General features: G+C 69.3%; 11 protein-coding genes. 4 read left to right on the top strand and 7 right to left on the bottom strand.

The window, feature by feature from the left end; translation table 11 throughout:
* Positions 1 to 9: 9 nt before the first annotated feature.
* Together AB8P05_RS22995 and bcsA are read right to left on the bottom strand one after the other, a co-directional pair.
* Positions 10 to 1872 carry a cellulose biosynthesis cyclic di-GMP-binding regulatory protein BcsB gene (locus tag AB8P05_RS22995; protein WP_472761031.1) on the bottom strand — a complete coding sequence of 621 codons (1863 nt, stop codon included), beginning with the start codon at positions 1870 to 1872 and terminating at the stop codon, positions 10 to 12.
* A gap of 4 nt (positions 1873 to 1876) precedes the next feature.
* Positions 1877 to 4162, bottom strand: a complete 2286-nt coding sequence (bcsA, locus tag AB8P05_RS22990) for a UDP-forming cellulose synthase catalytic subunit (RefSeq protein ID WP_472761030.1) — start codon at positions 4160 to 4162, stop codon at positions 1877 to 1879.
* Between the two features lie 479 nt (positions 4163 to 4641).
* Between bcsA and AB8P05_RS22985 the strand changes: the two genes are divergently transcribed.
* From AB8P05_RS22985 to AB8P05_RS22975, 3 genes are read left to right on the top strand one after another with little or no spacing between them, the layout of a single operon-like run.
* Positions 4642 to 5535 (top strand): AEC family transporter, encoded by an 894-nt coding sequence (locus AB8P05_RS22985; RefSeq protein ID WP_472761029.1) that lies wholly within the window; start codon positions 4642 to 4644, stop codon positions 5533 to 5535.
* Between the two features lie 14 nt (positions 5536 to 5549).
* Complete coding sequence (locus AB8P05_RS22980; protein WP_472761028.1) at positions 5550 to 6050, top strand: OsmC family protein; 501 nt, start codon at positions 5550 to 5552, stop codon at positions 6048 to 6050.
* A complete protein-coding gene (locus AB8P05_RS22975) occupies positions 6047 to 6733 on the top strand; it encodes a nitroreductase (protein WP_472761027.1) in 687 nt (228 codons plus the stop codon). Before AB8P05_RS22980 ends, AB8P05_RS22975 begins: the two co-directional genes overlap by 4 nt.
* A gap of 3 nt (positions 6734 to 6736) precedes the next feature.
* On the opposite strand, the gene AB8P05_RS22970 is transcribed toward AB8P05_RS22975, so the two are convergent.
* From AB8P05_RS22970 to AB8P05_RS22955, 4 genes are all read right to left on the bottom strand, one after another.
* On the bottom strand, positions 6737 to 7096 hold the full coding sequence (locus AB8P05_RS22970; protein ID WP_472761026.1) for a response regulator: 360 nt from the start codon (positions 7094 to 7096) through the stop codon (positions 6737 to 6739).
* A gap of 82 nt (positions 7097 to 7178) precedes the next feature.
* Positions 7179 to 8504, bottom strand: a complete 1326-nt coding sequence (locus tag AB8P05_RS22965; protein WP_472761025.1) for a sensor histidine kinase — start codon at positions 8502 to 8504, stop codon at positions 7179 to 7181.
* 165 nt (positions 8505 to 8669) lie between these two features.
* The gene (locus AB8P05_RS22960) at positions 8670 to 11276 is read right to left on the bottom strand and encodes a hybrid sensor histidine kinase/response regulator (RefSeq protein ID WP_472761024.1); all 2607 of its coding nucleotides are present in this window, start codon (positions 11274 to 11276) and stop codon (positions 8670 to 8672) included.
* Positions 11273 to 14320, bottom strand: a complete 3048-nt coding sequence (locus tag AB8P05_RS22955) for a chemotaxis protein CheB (RefSeq protein WP_472761023.1) — start codon at positions 14318 to 14320, stop codon at positions 11273 to 11275. The genes AB8P05_RS22960 and AB8P05_RS22955 overlap by 4 nt, the downstream gene beginning before the upstream one ends.
* 322 nt (positions 14321 to 14642) lie before the next feature.
* Here AB8P05_RS22955 and AB8P05_RS22950 point away from each other — a divergent pair, with 322 nt between their 5' ends.
* Positions 14643 to 16688, top strand: coding sequence for an NAD(+) synthase (locus AB8P05_RS22950; RefSeq protein ID WP_455175163.1), 2046 nt, complete (start codon positions 14643 to 14645; stop codon positions 16686 to 16688).
* A gap of 63 nt (positions 16689 to 16751) precedes the next feature.
* Here the strand turns inward: AB8P05_RS22950 and AB8P05_RS22945 are convergent, their stop codons facing one another.
* On the bottom strand, positions 16752 to 17303 hold the full coding sequence (locus tag AB8P05_RS22945; RefSeq protein WP_472761022.1) for a flagellar biosynthesis regulator FlaF: 552 nt from the start codon (positions 17301 to 17303) through the stop codon (positions 16752 to 16754).
* Positions 17304 to 17339 lie beyond the last annotated feature (36 nt).

Below are 17339 nucleotides of genomic sequence, written 5' to 3'. Positions count from 1 at the left end.
CCTGGGCGATCAGGGCGCCGGCTTCCAGCAGGCCGGCGAGTCGGTCGGCCGGGAGGGGGAGGAGGCGAAGACGGCTTGCGGCAGGGCCGCGACCGGACCGACGATCAGGGCATTGTCGTCCGGCGCGCCGTCCCAGCCGGTGTAGGGCACCACCGCCATCAGGTCGCCCGCCCGCTGCGCCAGCCGGGCCGTCAGGCTCCAGGCCGCGCCGAACCAGGCGGGTTCGCGCCCGACGACCACGAGATCGAAGGGGGCCGCCGGCTCCCCGCCGGCGATGCCGCCATAGGGATAGGCGGTGTTGGCGAAGCCGCCCAGGCTGGGCAGCGTGACGAGGCGGGCGAAGCCGGGGATTTCGATGCTGGAACTGTCGTGCAGGGTGAAGGTCGGGCGCCGCACCGCGAAGACGCAGTCGGTGCCGCCGGCCGGCGGCAGCTCCGCCTCCACCTCGATCACGTTGGGGCCGGGGCGGAACATCGCCATCGGCAGCGGCATCTCGCCGTTGTCGATCACGCCGCTGGACCGCTTGTCGATCTCGATGGCGCCGGCCGACTTGCCGTTCACCCGGACGTTCAGCACGGCGCCGGGGCCGAGATTGCCCTCGAACGCGGCATTGACGTGGAACAGGATCGAACGGTCGCTGACCGGGGCGAAGCCGGTGGGCAGGATCAGGGTGAAGCGGCCGGCATAGCGGTAGCCGCTGTGCTGGACGGTCTGGAAGCCCAGCTCCGACAGGCGGTAGCGCCCTTCGGCCTGCACCGGCGGGTGCGGCAGGGGTGCCGGCGGGGCCGCGTCGGTCACGATCATCGCGCTCTGGGTCGGCAGCGGCCGGGAGACATCGGCCAGCCGCATCACCGCCTGGTCCACCTCCTGCTGCGTGCGGCCGGACGCGACGGCGACGAAGGCGCCACCGCCGGGGCTCGGGAGCGGATAGACGGCCAGGAAGGGACCGGCGATGGCGGCGGCCCGCGCCTCCCCCAGCAGCGGGGCGATGCGGTCGCGGGTGCCGATCAGCACGTTCTTGCCGCCCGGCAGGGCAAGGGTCTCCAGCGACGGCGCACTGGTGCCGGCGGGTTTCGGAGGCTGGGAACTGGTCGGGGTGCCGGTCGGGACGCTGGGCTGGGCTGCCGATTGGGCCGCGGATTGAACCGGCACCGCCGCCACCCGCGGGGTCTGGTCGCCCAGCAGCAGGCCATAGGACTGCGCCACCATGGCGCCCCAGCCGAGATGGTCGGCGTCGATCTCACTGCCGGGATGGATGATGGCCAGCGGCTCGCGCGCCCGGTCGGCGGCGACCAGAAGCTGGCGCAGCATGGCGAGGTCGGGCGCAGGAACGCCGCCCTCCGACACCAGGGTCAGCGACGAGGCGGCGAGGTTCACCCGCGCCCACAAATCGTAGGTGCCCCGGACGGTGCAGATGGCGCGGTGCTGGGCGTTGGTCTGGAAGACGATCTGGTTCTCGCCCGGCCGCATCAGGCTGGCCGGCAGGGTGATCGAGGCGTTGACCGGCCCCTTGAAGGCGGACAGCGGCAGGTCGGCCACCGGGGACCCGTTGATGTAGACCGACATCGACCCCTTTTCGGGCAGGATGTCGATGCCGTTCTCGTAGGTCAGCGCCAGCACGACGGAGGTCAGGCCCACCACCGGCGGCAGGACGGCGCGCAGGGCCACCGTCTCCGTCTCGCCATGCAGGGTGACCTCCGGCTGGCCGTCGCGCAGGTTCGACAGCGGGATGACCCGCCGGTCCGCGGCCTGGGCGGGCGCCGCCCAGCCGGTCCACAGGGCGAGGCACAAGGACAGCAGGGCCAGAAGCCCGCCGCCGACACGGTTGCGGGCCGTCCGCCGGCCGCCGGTATGGGTGCGTGCGTGCGCCATGGCGTCAGGGAGCCTGGAAGCTCAGGATGCGCCGCAGGGCGCGCGGCAATGCCAGCAGGACATGACCCAGCCGCGGCACCACCCGCGTGGCGAAGAACAGCAGCCCGCCGAAGAAGGTCGGGGCGGCCACGCGCTTGCGGTCGAGGAAGTCGTCCCAGCCGACGCTGTTGCCGAAGACGAAGCGCGCCATCTCCACGATGTCCTGGCGGTCGCGCGGGGCGAAGCCGGCACCGACCGCCAGTTCGCCGTTGCGCATCTCGATGCGGGAAATGCGCACGCCGGTGGTGGTCGCCGCCTCCGTCTCCGTCGCGGTGATGGTGAGGACCGGCGTCTGGTCCGGCCGGGAGAGGTCCTCCCGCCATTTCGGATCGACCAGCAGGCCGACGCCGCCGGCCGAGACGTCGGCGACGGTCAAGTCGATGCTGGTCCCGTCGTCGAGCTTCAGCACCGCGGGGCGGTCGACGGTGAAGCGCTCCTGCCGGCGGACGCGCTTGCGCTCATAGACGACGGCGAGGCCGCCGAGCGCCAGCAGCAGGCTCAGCGAACACCACACCGCCACCGGGACGATGGCGGCCCGGTGTTCGGGGAAGATGGAGTAGCGCCACGCGCAGGCCGCCAGCCCGGCCGCCAGCAGCAGCGTGGTGACGATGAAGGGCGTTGCCAGCGGCGAGAAGCCGTCCTCGTCCACCGACTGGCCCTTGGCGGTGACCTTGAACACCGGGTCGCGCGGCCGGATCAGGGTGGCGAGTGCCGCGCGGGAGACGTGGAAGGACTGCAGATACTCGTACAGCTCCGAGAATAGCGGCCAGCGCATCCGCCCGTGCAGGAACTGCGACAGGAAGGCGGCGGCGAAGACGTGCGGGATGACGAAGCAGGCGAAGTCCGGCAGGTTGATGCGGTAGATCTCCAGCCCGAACAGGGCGTAGCACAGCGGCGACAGCAGGAAGATCGGCCGCCAGAACCAGAAGAACCAGTACAGCATGGTGCTGGTGTAGCAGAGCCGCTGCGCGATGGTCAGGCCGCGCTTGAACAGCGGATTCTTCAGCAGGAACAGCTGGATCATGCCCTGGGTCCAGCGCGACCGCTGGGCGATGAAGCTGTCGAAGGTCTCCGGCTGCAGCCCGGCGATCAGCGGGCGCGGCAGATAGACGCTGCGCCAGCCGCGAGAATGCAGCTCCAGCGCGGTCTCGCAATCCTCCGTCACCGTGTCGCCGCTGAAGCCGCCGACCTCCTCCAGCGCCGCGCGGCGCAGGATGGCGGCGGACCCGCAGAAGAAGGAGCCGTTCCAGCGGTCCAGCCCGGGCTGGATCGAGTAGTAGAACATCTCGTTCTCGCTCGGCATCCGCTCGAAGGTGCCGAGGTTGTATTCCACCGGGTCGGGATTGACGAAGAAATGCGGGGTCTGGACCAGGAACAGGCCGGGGTCCTGCTGGAAGAATCCCACCGTCGCCTTGAGGATTCCGACCGTGGGCACATGGTCGGCGTCCAGGATCAGCACGAGGTCGCCCGAGGTCTTCTGGAAGGCGTGGTTGATGTTGCCGGCCTTCGCATGCTCGTTGCGCGGCCGGGTCATGTAGGTGACCTGCAGCCGTTCGCAGAGCGCGGTCAGCGTCTCGCGCCGCTGCTTGGCGGCGGCGGCCTGCTCCGGGTTGCTGTGGGCCAGCTTCTGGTCGGTGCCGCCGTCGTCCAGCAGATAGACGCGCAGCTTGTCGCGCGGGTAGTCGATGCAGACCGCGGCGGCCAGCGTCGTCTCCAGCAGCTCCGGCTCCTCGTTGTAGGAGGGGATGTAGACGTCGACGCTGGGCCAGAAGGCGGGATCGCCCGTCGGCTCCGACGGCTCGCGGGCGACGGGGTCGATGATGACGAACAGCGAGGTCAGGAACAGCACGAAGGACAGCGCTTCGGCCGCAAACAGCGTGACGCCGGGAATGAAGTTCACCAGATCGTCCACCGGCGGCAGGGTGCCGGTCAGCCGCCAGAAGAAATAGCGGAAGGTGACGAAGGCCAGCAGCAGGACGGTCAGCGTGCGGGCATGCCAGAAGCGCTGGGCGAAGCGCCCCAGCACGAAGGCCGCCGCCACGACGCCCACCGAAATCGCGGCGCTGGCAAATCTTCCGACGGGCAGGGCCGCGAGCGCAAGAAACAAACCCGCCGACAGCAACAAAAGAATCCAAAGCAGGACCGAGCGCAGGGAAAAGCGGCGGCTGTTCAGGTTCGGCTGTCGTTTGGATTGCTGCGCCTTATTGTTCAGAGGACGAACAACGGTCTTGGCGCCGGACAAATTCGTCATACTGGTCCGCGGATTGGTGCCATTCCACCTTAGTGGGTGCCCCCTTATCGCTCAAGCTTCGTTACAAATCGTTACTGACTCTTGATAAACATTGCGAAAATGCAGTTCATACAAGGGCGTTGCAGTCACGCTACAGGCGTAGGACGGTGGGGCCGCGCGGTGCGCCGCCGGGCGGGCACCGCGAATCGGGTGGGCGACGGGTTCCCTCTCCTGCCCCGGGAGAGGGAGGGGACCCGCCGCGAAGCGGTGGGGAGGGTGAGGGGTTATCCAAGGAACCATGCGGTCCGGGATTCTCGCACCGCCCCTCACCCTTCCCATGGCGATGCCATGGGCCCCTTCCCTCTCCCGGGGCGGGAGAGGGAGACATAAGCGATTGCCACCGGCGCGCGGCTGGTCTGCGCCGAAGCTTGGGCCTGGGGGGATGACGCAGGATCGGAATGCCGTCATCGTGGCGGACCGTTCACGTAGCCAGCAGTTGCATGCCCACCCTCGCCCTTCTGTCCGACGCCTTCGCCGTGCTGGCCCCGGTGTTCCTGGTGGCCGCACTGGGCTATGGCTGGACGCGCGCGCAGCTTCCCTACGACAGCGCCTTCATCACCACCTTCGCGATCAACGTGTCGTCGCCCTGCCTCGTCTTCTCGGCGCTGACCCGGCTGCACCTGTCTGCCGACGCGATGGCGGAGATGGCGGCCGCGGCGACCGCCTGCATGGCGCTGACCGCGCTGGCGGCGGTGCCGGTGCTGCTGGCGGCGCGGCTGCCGCTCCGGGTCTATGTGCCGGCGATGGCCTTTCCCAATGCCGGCAACCTGGGGCTGCCGCTCTGCCTGTTCGCCTTCGGGGAGGCCGGGCTCAGCCTTGCCGTGCTGTTCTATGCGGTGATGTCGGTGGGGCAGTTCACGCTGGGGCCGGCGCTGGCGGCGGGGCGCTTCGACCTGGGGCAGATGGTGCGCACGCCCACCATCTACGCGGTGGCGCTCGCCGTGGCGGTCCAGCTCGCCGGGCTGCCCCTGCCCGCCTGGATCGCCAACACCACCACGCTGCTGGGCAACTGCGCGGTGCCGCTGATGCTGTTCTCGCTGGGGGTGGCACTGTCGAAGCTGCGGCTGTCCGGCGCGGTGCGGGCGCTGTCGATGTCGGCCTTCCGGCTGGCCGTCGGCTTCGCCATGGGGATGCTGGTGGCGTGGGCGATGGGGCTGACCGGGACGGCGCGCGGCGTGGTGCTGGTGCAAAGCTCCATGCCGGTGGCGGTCTTCAACTATCTTTGGGCCCTGCGTTACGGCAATGCGCCGGAGGATGTGGCGGGCATGGTGCTGGGCTCCACCGCCATGGCCTTCGTCGCGCTGCCGGCGCTTCTGATGGTGGTGATGCAATAGAGAGGGAGGGAAGGATGGCGCACAGGGAACACCGTTATGGCGTGCGGGTCGAGTGGACCGGCAATCTCGGCACCGGCACCTCGGGCTACCGGGCCTACAGCCGCGACCATACGATCGGCGCAGGGACCAAGCCGGCGATCCCCGGTTCCTCCGACCCGGCCTTCCGCGGCGATCCGGCGCGCTGGAACCCGGAGGACATGCTGGTCGCCTCGCTGTCGGCCTGCCACCAGCTCTGGTACCTGCATCTCTGCGCCAGCGCCGGGATCGCCGTCACCGCCTATGCCGACGAGGCCGAAGGGGTGATGGAGGAGGGGCCGGACGGCGGCGGGCAGTTCACCGGCGTGGTGCTGCGGCCGCGGGTGACGCTGGCGCCGGGTTCTGACGCCGCGAAGGCGCTGGCCCTGCATCACGAGGCGGCGGAGAAATGCTTCATCGCCCGCTCGGTCAATTTCCCGGTCCGCCACGAGCCGGCAGTGGACGTGGCGGTGGATGTGGCGGCGGAGGTGGCGGGTTGAGCGGCGCCCCTCCCCTTTCCGTCCTGGACGCCGTCGCCGGCCGGCGCAGCGTCCGCGCCTTTCTGCCGACGCCGGTGGAGCGCGAGACGGTGCTGCGCATCCTCGACCTCGCCGCGCGGGCGCCGAGCGGGTCCAACATCCAGCCCTGGAAGGTCCACGCCATCGCCGGGGAGGCGCGCGCCGCCCTGTCGGCCGAGCTGCTGGCCGCCCATGAGGCCGGCGAGCCGGAGGTGCCGGAATATCCCTATTACCCGGAAAACTGGCGGGAGCCCTATCTGGGCCGGCGGCGGGCGGTGGGCTGGGCGCTCTACGGCTCGATCGGCATCGGCAAGGGCGACCGCGAGCGGATGGCGCGCCAGCATGGCCGCAACTGGCTGTTCTTCGGGGCGCCGGTCGGGCTGTTCTTCGCCATCGACCGCGACATGGGCAAGGGCGGCTGGCTCGACCTCGGCATGTTCATGCAGAACGTGATGATCGTCGCCCGCGGCTTCGGGCTGGAGAGCTGCCCGCAGGCGGCCTTCTGCTACCGCCACGCCATCACCGCCCGCCATCTGGGGCTGCCCGACACCGAGATCATCGCCAGCGGCATGGCGTTGGGCTACGCCGACTGGTCGGCACCGGAAAACAACTTCCCGACGGACCGCGAGCCGGCGGAGGGCTTCACCCGCTTCACCGGCTTCTGAGCCTCATAAGGCGATGAAGCCGTTGGGAGCGGAAGCGGCCGTCACGGCGGCGCCGCCGCCGAGCAGGCCGGCGACGAAGGCCGCGGTCTGGACCAGGACGCGCGGGGAGAAGGGCTTGGCGATATAGCCGAGGCCGACCCCGCCCGCCTGCGCCTTGTTGGGCGGATTGCCGGTGGCGAAGACGCAGGCGATGCCCAGCGCCTTCAGTTCGCGGGCGACGTCGAGCCCGTTCGATCCGTTGGCGAGCTTGATGTCGACGAAGGCCATGTCGGGCGGCTGCCGGCGGGCCAAGGTCACGGCAGAGGCCAGATCCTCGGCGATCCCCGTCACCTCGTGCCCGGCTGACTGGAGCGTCAGGGACACGCCCTCGGCAATCAGGTATTCATCTTCAATTATTAGTATCTTCATTGTTTTTCTTATAAATATTGCGCCGCACCGGGATGTATCACGCCCCGGTAGGAGCGCGGGGTTTCATGGGGAAAGTTAAAAGGAAGCGGGTCCCCGGTGTCAAACGTTCGATCTCCAGCCGCCCCCTTATTTGCCGCGTCAGATTGCGGACCGTGTTCAGCCCGAAGCCGCCGCCGCCGCTGCTTGCGACTTCATCGGGAAGCCCGACGCCGTCGTCGGCGACGTCGATGCGCACCTCGTCGCCCTCCACCCCCACGCCCAGCCTGATGGTGCCGATCCGCCCGTCCGGGAAGGCATGCTTGTAGGTGTTGGTCAGAAGCTCGTTGACGATCAGCGCCACCGGTACGGCGGTGTCGACCGGCGCCGGCAGCGGGCTGTCCACCGCCATGGTCATCGCCGGTTCGCTGGCAACTGCGGTCGCCGGGATCGCGTTCTCGGCGATGCTGCGGATCAGGTCCGACAGCTCGACGGTGTCGTAGACCGCCCCCTCGCCATACAGGCGGCGGTGGACCTCGGCTATGGCGAGGACGCGGCTGCTGCTGTCCAGCAATTCCTGCCGCACGTCGGCGTTGCCGTGCCGCAGCGCCTGGGTCCGCAGCAGGTTGGCGACGATCTGCAGCGAGTTCTTCACCCGGTGGTTCACCTCGTCGAGCAGGATGCGGTTCTCGTCCAGGGCGGCGGCCAGCGCCTCCCCCTCCGCCCGCTCGGCCTGATAGTCGCGCTCCAGCCGCCGGACGGTGCTGTAACCGAGCCAACCCGTGACCGCCACGAAGGTCAGCGCATAGCCGATCATCAGGAATTCGAGGATGGTGGCATGCCGGCTGCGCCGGTCGAGCAGCGCATCCTCCTCCGCCCGCATGGTGGCGGTCAGTTGCCGGATGCCGCTCATCAGGCCGGCGTTCGTTCCCTCGCGGAAGGTTTCCAGCGCCCGGTCCAGCCCCGGCCCATCGGCCTGCCGCAGGATCTCGGCCATGCGGTCCAGCTTGGCCTGGGTCAGCGTGCGCAGCGCCTTCACCTTGTCCTGCTGCGCCGGATTGTCGGCGGTCAGCGACTGAACGCGGTCGAGCAGCCTGCGGCTACGCTCCGCCTCCTCGGCGTAGGGGACCAGATAGCTGCCGTCCAGCGACAGCAGATAGCCGCGCTGGCTGGATTCGGCGCCCGACAGGCTCGATTGCAGCTCCTCCACGGCGAAGATCACCGAGCGCGTGTGGTCCACCCAATCGATGGCGCGGCGATACTCCAGGAACACGACGGCCAGCAGCAGGAGCCCGACGAACAAGCCGGCGGACAGCAGGGCCGACACCCTGGCCGCACGGGCGCGCATCTTTCGGCGCAGCAGGCTGGCATCCGTGTTGGTGGACATGGAACGGTCTCGCTTGCCGCCGTCGATCAGGTCTTATGTAGTCCTTACAGTCTGGATTCTCCTGTATTGGTAGCATTGACGTGAGTCAAAAATAACTCGGGCGAAGATCATCCGGAATGGTTACCCCGAATTATAATAAGGTTTTCCAAAGCGCGGCGGTCCTTTTCAGCCGTTGAGCGCTGCGCTCAGCGTGTCGCGCAGGCGGTTGGGCTGGATCGGCTTGTGCAGAAGGGCGCATTGAGCGCCGGCCGCCTCGCGCAGCCGGTCGGCGGAGGTGTCGCCGGTCAGCAGCACGCCGGGCACGTCGCGCGACAGGCGGCGGCGGACCATGTCCATCACCATCAGTCCGGTCGTCCCCTCCGGCAGACGATAGTCGGCGAGGATGACGTCGGGCGTCTGCCCGGCGCCGATCAGCTCGTCCAGCAGCCCGTCCGCCTCGGTGCCGCTGCCGGCCTCCGCCACGCGGAAGCCCCAGTCCTCCAGCATCAGGGCCAGCGCCATGCGGATGACGGCATCGTCCTCCACCAGCATGACCAGCCGCTCCCCGCTGCCGTCGGGCATGCCGGGCGCGTCGGCGCCGTCGGCCTGCGGCTGCGCGCCGGTGCCGGATTCGGTCAGCGGCAGGCTGACGGTGAAGCGGCTGCCCCGGCCCAGCGAGGAGGTGACGTCGATGCTGCCGCCCAGCATGGTGACCAGCCGCCGGGCGATGCTGAGACCCAGCCCCAGCCCTTCCCGGCGGTCGCGGGCGGCGTTGCCGACCTGATAGAAGTCCTGGAAGATGCGGTCGATGTGCTGGTCGGCGATGCCGATGCCGCTGTCCCACACCTCGATCTGCAGGCGGTCGCCGCGCCGGCGGGCACCCAGCAATATCCGCCCGCCGGGGGCATAGCGCAGCGCGTTGGCCAGCAGGTTGCGCAGCACCCGTTCCAGCAGGCCGGGGTCGGTCCGCGTCGCCAGCGGCGGCGCCACCAGACGCAGGGTCTGCCCGCCCTTCTCGGCGACGGGAGCGAATTCCCCATGCAGCCGGGCCAGCAGGGCGGCGATGTCGACCGGCTCCGGATGCGGCGCGACCAGCCCCGCCTCCAGCTTGGAGATGTCGAGCATGCCGTCCAACATGCCGCCCAGCCCGCCCAGCGAGGACTGGATCTGCTCCGCCATCCGCCGCGCCCCGGCCGGAAGGCTTTCCTTCAGCAGCAGGTCCGACAGCAGCAGGAGCGCCTGCACCGGCTGGCGCAGGTCGTGGCTGGCGGCGGCCAGGAAGCGTTCGCGGGCGTCCAGCGCGACGTTCAGTTCGCGTTCCAGCGCCTTCACCGCGGTGATGTCGGCGACACTGGACACCACCGCCTCCACCCGGCCGGCGGTGTCGGCGACGGGGTGGCTCGACACCCGCAGCCAGCGCGTCGGGGCGGTGGCCTCCTCCCCCTCCACGACGCCGACGATGCGCTCCACCACCGGCTTGCCGCTGCGCGCCGCCTCCGCCGCCGGGGGAAGCCCGTGCAGGCGGTTGCCGTTGGCATCGATGAAACGGCGCCCGGCGGTGGTCGGCACCAGTTTGGTCGGGGCGGTGGCGGGGACCAGATGCCCGTCCATCCGCCCGTCCCCGTCATAGCCGGCCGCGGTGGGATCGAGCAGCGGGCGGGCGGGGCCGTTCAGCAGCCGCTCGGCCATGGCGTTCGCCAGCAGGCTGTGGCCGTCGGCGGCGGTCATCGCCAGCGCGTCGTGCAGCGACTGCACCAGCACCCGGTGCCGCCGCTCGCTGAGGTTCAGCGCCGCTTCCGCCTCCCGCCGGGCGGTGACGTCGCGGAAGGCGACCACCGCGCCCTGGATGCGCTCCGACACCGGGGCGAGGCGCTTGCCGGGCACCAGCATCGGCGAGATGGAGACCTCCACCAGCACGATGCCGCCGTCCTCCCGCCGCAGCCGTTCGCAGGCGACGCTGCGCGGCCGCCCGTCGGTCAGCGACAGGGCCAGCGCACGGGCGGCGCCGCCCTCGGCGGGCAGGACGCCCTCCCCGTCCGCCGCCGGGCCGGCCAGCAGGTCCGACGGCGGACGGCCGATCAGGTCGAGGTCGAGATGGCCGGTCAGCGTCGTGGCGGCGGCGTTGACGAAGCGGATGCGCCCGTCGGAATCCACCCCCAGGATGCCGTCGCCCACCGACTGAAGGATATGGTGGTAGTCGGCGCGCGCCCGTTCCGCGTCGTCGCGGGCCTGCTGCACCTCGCGCAGCCAGGCGTTCCGTTCGGTCAGGTCGGTGATGGTCAGCAGCACGTCGCCGCGGTCGCCGTCGTCCAGCGCCACGGTGCGGGCGTCGGTCAGCCCGTCGATGACGGTGCCCTGCGGTCCGACATAGCGGAATTCCTGCCGGACCCACTCGCCGGTGTCGCGCAGGCGGCCGAGCGCGGTGAACAGCCGGCCATGGTCGAGGCTGTCGACCAGCAGGGTCAGCGGCCGGCCCTTCAGCCGCAGCATCGGCAGGCCGAACTGGCGTTCGGCAGCGGCGTTGGCCTCCCCCACGATGCCGGCGGCGTTCACCGCCAGACAGGCGAGCGGCACCGACTGGAACAGCTGGAGATACTGCAGGCGCGATGCCTCCAGCGCCTGCTGGGCGCCGCGCAGCTCCTCGTTCTGGATTTCCAGCTCGGCCTGATGGACGTACAGCTCGTGCAGCAGCTCCTTCATCGACGTCGCGGTGACGTCGGCGGCCTCGAAATGGCCGTCGCTGAGCACGGTCTCGGCACGGCGCCGCAGGCCGCCGGAGAGATCCTCGGTCATGGCGCCCCTCCACCGTCCTCTTCGTCGCCCAGCCGCAACTCCATCAGTTTCCGGTTGGTGATGTTGATGTGGCTGACGACGATGCCGCCGTCATGGTCGTTCAGGCGTGTGGCGTGCATCAGGAACCAGCGCTGCTCGTCGGGAGAATGGCAGGGGTATTCGATGGAGAAATCGTCGGCCTTTCCGTCCAGGATGCGCCGCAGCCCGTCATGGACCGCGCGGGCGACGCCGTCCTGCCGGACCGCCTCCGGAGAAAGGCAGACTTCGAGATAATTGGTGCCGATTCCGCAGCGGTCCACCGCCCCGCCGCCGTTGCGCTCGGCGAAGCCGCGCCACGCGGCGTTGACCATGACGATGCGGCCTTCACGGTCGGTGACGGCGATGTGTTCCGGCAGGCTGTCCAGGACGTTCTGCAGCCTCTCCTGCGCCTGCTTGGTCGCGGTCACGTCGACGAAGGTCACCACCACGCCGGCGACCTGTTTCTTGTCCGTCAGGTAGGGCAGGATCCGGGTCAGCACCCAGCGGCCGTCATGGACGCGGACATGGCGTTCCATCGCCTCGTGACCGCCGAACACCTTCCGGATGTCGGCCAGGAAGTCGGGATAGTCGATGTTGGTCGACAGATGCGCGATGGACCGGCCGATGTCGCGCGGGATGATGTTGATGAAGCTGGTGGCCGCCGGGGTGAAGCGGCGGATGACGAAGTCGTCGTCCAGGAACACCGTGCCGATCTCGGTGGAGCGCAGCAGGTTGTCCAGGTCGTTGGTGATCTCCGTCAGCTCCTCCACCTTCGCCTGGTATTCGGCGTTGACGGAGTAAAGCTCCTCGTTGACCGACTGCAGTTCCTCGTTGGTGCTCTGCAGCTCCTCGTTGGAGGCGAGCAGTTCCTCGTTGGTGGCCTGCAATTCCTCGTTGGCGGTTTCCAGCTCCTCGATGGTCGCCTGCAGGTTCTCGCCGCGCGACAGCAGCTCCTGCTCCAGCCCGCGGATGCGCTCTGCGGCGTCGGCGTTTAGGTCGAAATCGGAATCCGGCACCGACAGCGGCAGCATGTTGGCCCGGTCCAGCACCACCAGGGCGAAGCGGCGTCCGGTCTTGCGCGCGACATAGGGCTGGACCCGCAGGCTGATCGCCACGACGCCGTCGCGGTCCTTCACCGGGATGTTGGACAGCGCGAACTCCTCGCCCGAGCGGAAGGCGCGGTTCAGCGCGGTGCCGGTGACCATGGCGACCGAGGAGGGCAACAGCTTCAGCACGTTCAGCGTCGCCTCGCCCGCCGGCACCTTCAGCAGCGAGGAGGCGTCGCCGAACACATGCATGATGTTCATCTGTTCGTTGACCAGCAGGCAGGGCGGCACATACGCCTTCATCAGCGTGGCCATCGCCTCGTCGATCGCCGCCCCCTCCTCCAGCGCCGGGGACGAGACGTCGTCGCCGTGGCGGGCCAGCGGGGCCGCCACCGTCGGCACCAGCAGCCGCGACAGCCGGAAGGACCCGGCGCGCAGGCTCTGGAAGATCTTGTTGCGGCTGTCGACGGTGTGGAAGTCCGACTGCAGGTCGCCCAGCGTCTCGCTGGTGCCGAGGAACAGGAAGCCGCTCTGGCGCAGGGCGTACTGGAACAGGCTGAGCACCTTGCGCTGCAGCGGCTGGTCCATATAGATCAGCAGGTTGCGGCAGCTCAGCAGGTCGATCTTGGTGAAGGGCGGGTCGCGCATGATGTTGTGGGCGGCGAACACCACCATCCGGCGAAGCTCGCGCGACACCACATAGGATTCGCCCCGCGCGGTGAAGAAGCGGGCGAGCCGTTCCTGCGACACGTCCTCCGCGATGGCGCGGGGATATTCGCCGAGGCTCGCCACCTCGATGCTGTCCTGGTCGATGTCGGTGGCGAAGATCTTGACGTCGAAGCTGCGGCCCATCCGTTCCTGCGCCTCGGCGAACAGGATGGCGATGGAATAGGCCTCCTCCCCGCTGGCGCAGCCGCAGACCCAGACGCGGATCAGGTCGGTCGGGCTGCGGTTGCCGAGCAGGCTGGGGATCACCCGGTCGGCCAGGATGCGGAAGGCCGCCTCGTCCCGGAAGAAGCGGGTGACGCCGATCAGCATCTCCTTGTACAGGCTGACCGTCTCGGCGCTGTTCCGCCGCAGCAGGGCGGCATAATCCTCCATCGATTCCAGGCCGGCGCCCTGCATCCGCCGTTCGATCCGCCGCAGCAGCGTCGCCAGCTTGTAATGGGAGAAATCGACCCCGGTGACGGCGCGGATGACCGCGATGATCTGGGCCAGCGGGTCGTCGCCCTGGTCGGACTGGCCCTCGCGCTGCCGCCGGTTCGCCACGGGGCGGGCGCGGGCCAGCGCCTTGCGCGCATGATCGATCAGGCGGGCCGGCAGCTCGTCCGGCGGCAGGGTGGCGTCGATCTGGCCGGTGGCGAGCGCGCTGCGCGGCATGCCGTCGAACTGCGCCGTTTCCGGCTGCTGCACGGCGGCGAATCCGCCGGCGGACTTGATCGCCATCAGGCCGCGGGTGCCGTCCGATCCCGTGCCCGACAGGATCACGCCGATGGCGAGCGGCCCCTGGTCGCGGGCAAGGGCGGTCAGGAAGATGTCGATCGGCAGGCTCATGCCGCTGCCGGCGTCCTTGGCGGTCAGCCTGAGCCGGCCATCCTGGATGGTCAGATGCTTGCCGGGCGGCAGCAGATAGACGGTGTTGCGTTGGACCGGGACGCCGTCGGTCGCCTGCACCACCTCCATCGCCGTGTGCTTGGCCAGCAGGTCGACCATCAGGCTCTTGTGCACCGGCGACAGGTGCTGGACCACGACATAGGCGAGGTCGCTGTCCCCCGGCACCGCATCGAAGAAGCGCTGCAACGCCTCCAGCCCGCCGGCCGAGGCGCCGATGCCGACGATGCAGCAGGACTGCTCCGCCCGGTCCCCCGCTTCGCTCCCGGTCTCCGCCGGGGATTTGACTATCGATTCGGCCGCGGCGTCGGTCTGCCGCGATGCGGCGTCGTTCTGGGCGGGCTGCGTGACCGGCGTATCCGATGGCACGATGATGAACGAGTCCCTCTGGCGTCGGTCTGCCGACTCTCGGTGTAAACGAGCCCTTGGCTATATCCAACGCATCTGAATTGGTCAACTTGGCTGTCGGAGTCCGTGATCCTCCAACCCCATCATTTTAACTGGAGATGTCCGATCGAACTATCGATTTGACCTTGGTTTTATAACGAATGTATCGTGTCTAAAGCACTTCCGGACCATCGCGCCGCAAAGCCCCCGAGGGGACCTGACGCGGGGGAAATTCCTGCTATGTTTGCTGCCCTGGCGCCGCATCGCGAAGCGTCAGGGACCGGCATCGCAGCAGGGACGGGTCATGAGCTTCACCTCGATCTATCGGCACGGCTTCGCGCGGGTGGCGGCCTGCACCACGCGCAGCACCCCGGCGGACCCCGCGGCCAACGCCGCCGCCATCCTGGAGGCGGCGCGCGCCTGCCACGACAAGTCGGTGGCGGTGGCGCTGTTTCCGGAGCTGGCGCTGTCCGGCTACGCCATCGACGACCTGCTGATGCAGGACCCGCTGATCGACGCGGTGGAGCAGGCGATCCTGGATCTGGTGCAGGCGTCGGTCGGGCTGATGCCGCTCCTGCTGGTCGGCGCGCCGCTGCTGTATGACGGGCGGCTCTACAACACGGCGGTGGCGATCCACAGGGGCGAGCTGCTGGGCGTGGTGCCGAAGCAGCATCTGCCGAACTACCGGGAATTCTATGAACGCCGGCAGTTCGCCTCGGGCACCGGCACCGACGGCGGGACGATCCGCATCGGCGACCTGACCGCGCCCTTTGGCCCCGACCTGCTGTTCTCGGCGGAGGATCAGCCGGGGCTGGTCGTGCATGCCGAGGTCTGCGAGGATCTGTGGGTGCCTGCCCCGCCCAGCACCATGGCGGCGCTTGCCGGTGCCACCATCCTGGCCAACCTGTCGGCCAGCAACATCACCATCGGCAAGTCCGACACCCGCCGGCTGCTGGCGAAGTCGCAGTCGGCGCGCTGTCTGGCGGCCTATCTCTATTCGTCGGCCGGGACAGGGGAATCGACCACCGACCTCGCCTGGGACGGCCAGACCTCCATCTTCGAGAATGGCGAGAAGCTGGCGGAGACCGACCGCTTCCCCGACGGCGCCCAGATGGCGGTGGCCGACGTGGATCTGGACCTGCTGCGACAGGAACGGCTGCGCCAGGGCACCTTCGACGACAACCGGCGCCTGCACGGCTCCGCCACCGGCGGCTTCCGCACCGTCGCCTTCCGGCTGGACGCGCCGGAGGAGGATGTCGGGCTGCTGCGCGTGGTGCCGCGCCTGCCCTTCGTCCCGGCCAGCGCCGAACGGCTGGAGCAGGACTGCTACGAGGCCTACAACATCCAGGTCGCCGGGCTGGTGCAGCGGCTGCGCGCCACCGGCATCGAGAAGCTGGTGATCGGCGTGTCGGGCGGGCTGGACAGCACCCACGCCCTGATCGTCGCCGCCCGCGCCATGGACCGGCTGGACCTGCCGCGCTCGGGCATCCTCGCCTACACCATGCCCGGCTTCGGCACCAGCGAGGGCACCAAGTCCAACGCCTGGCGGCTGATGACGGCGCTGGGGGTGACGGCGCAGGAGCTGGACATCCGGCCGGCCGCCAACCAGATGCTGAAGGACATGGACCACCCCTTCGCCCGCGGCGAGGCGGTGTATGACGTGACCTTCGAGAATGTGCAGGCCGGCCTGCGCACCGACTACCTGTTCCGCCTCGCCAACCACCACAACGGCTTCGTGCTGGGCACCGGCGACCTGTCGGAGCTGGCGCTGGGCTGGTGCACCTATGGCGTCGGCGACCAGATGTCCCACTACAACGTCAATGCCGGCGTGCCGAAGACGCTGATCCAGCATTTGATCCGCTGGGTCAGCCGCACCGGCCAGTTCCAGCAGGAGGTGTCGGAGACGCTCGACGCCATCTTGAAGACGGAGATCTCGCCGGAGCTGGTGCCGGCCGGGTCGGACAAGGCGCTGCAAAGCTCCGAATCCGTGGTCGGGCCGTATGATCTGCAGGACTTCAACCTGTTCTACGTGCTGCGCTACGGCTTCCGCCCGTCGAAGATCGCCTTCCTGGCCCGCCACGCCTGGTCCGACGCCGAAAAGGGCGACTGGCCGGAGGGCTATCCGCTGGAGAAGCGCCGCGCCTACAGCCCGGCCGAGATCCGCGACTGGCTGCGCGTGTTCCTGCGCCGCTTCTTCGGCTTCAGCCAGTTCAAGCGCTCCGCCATGCCGAACGGCCCGAAGGTGACGGCCGGCGGCTCCCTCTCGCCGCGCGGCGACTGGAGGGCGCCGTCGGACGGCAACGCCCGCATCTGGCTGGAAGAGCTTGAGCGCGAGGTTCCGGCGGAGTGAAGCAAACAAAAAGGCCGGCGCCCCATCGGAGCGCCGGCCTTTTCCTTGTCGATCGGATGCCGATCAGATCGAGATGCGCAGGGACTCGCGGTTGACCGGGGCGGCGTCGGGCGTGGCCACCGGGCGCGGCGGCACGGCGGGGCGCATGCCGGCGGGCGGCTGGCCAGGGGCCGAGGCGGCCTGGGGGGCAGCCGGAGCCTGCGGAGCGGCGGCCTGAGGCGTGCCCGGATGCGGCTGGGTCGCCTGCTGGGCGGCGATGAACTGGCCCTGGGCGGTCAGGCCGCTGGCGACGTTGCGGTTGATGTTGACCAGCGTGTCGATCTTGCCGAAATCCAGGTCGATCAGACGGTTGGTGGTCTCGCGGTCGACCAGCAGCGACAGGGCGGCGATGTTCGTCCGCACCTCCGGCGGGTGGCCGCAATCCTCTTCCGTGATGGCGGCCTGGAAGATCGTCCACAGGCGCTGGTTCAGCTGAAGAGCCTCTCGGAAGGCCTTTTCGTCCTTGGCATGGCTGGCGGCGATGATGCGGCGCGCCGCTTCCGCCAGGGCCCAAGCCTCGACGTCGCGCGGATTGTCCGAGGTCGGCTTGTTGGCGTAGGTGGGAGTCGGCTTCATTCCAAACCCTCGGGGGAAAACCCATCCGTCGGGGCG

This window comes from Azospirillum sp. VT-I1, from assembly GCF_055698305.1.
The sequence above is the reverse complement of the archived record's forward strand: the minus strand, read 5'-3'. Positions and strand labels throughout refer to the sequence as shown.

Coding starts and splice junctions, on each gene's coding strand:
- AB8P05_RS22985 (WP_472761029.1), top strand. CDS start 4,642: ATGCCCACCCTCGCCCTTCTGTCCGACGCCTTCGCCGTGCTGGCCCCG.
- AB8P05_RS22950 (WP_455175163.1), top strand. CDS start 14,643: ATGAGCTTCACCTCGATCTATCGGCACGGCTTCGCGCGGGTGGCGGCC.
- AB8P05_RS22945 (WP_472761022.1), bottom strand. CDS start 17,303: ATGAAGCCGACTCCCACCTACGCCAACAAGCCGACCTCGGACAATCCG.
- AB8P05_RS22995 (WP_472761031.1), bottom strand. CDS start 1,872: ATGGCGCACGCACGCACCCATACCGGCGGCCGGCGGACGGCCCGCAAC.
- AB8P05_RS22965 (WP_472761025.1), bottom strand. CDS start 8,504: ATGTCCACCAACACGGATGCCAGCCTGCTGCGCCGAAAGATGCGCGCC.
- AB8P05_RS22980 (WP_472761028.1), top strand. CDS start 5,550: ATGGCGCACAGGGAACACCGTTATGGCGTGCGGGTCGAGTGGACCGGC.
- AB8P05_RS22960 (WP_472761024.1), bottom strand. CDS start 11,276: ATGACCGAGGATCTCTCCGGCGGCCTGCGGCGCCGTGCCGAGACCGTG.
- bcsA (WP_472761030.1), bottom strand. CDS start 4,162: ATGACGAATTTGTCCGGCGCCAAGACCGTTGTTCGTCCTCTGAACAAT.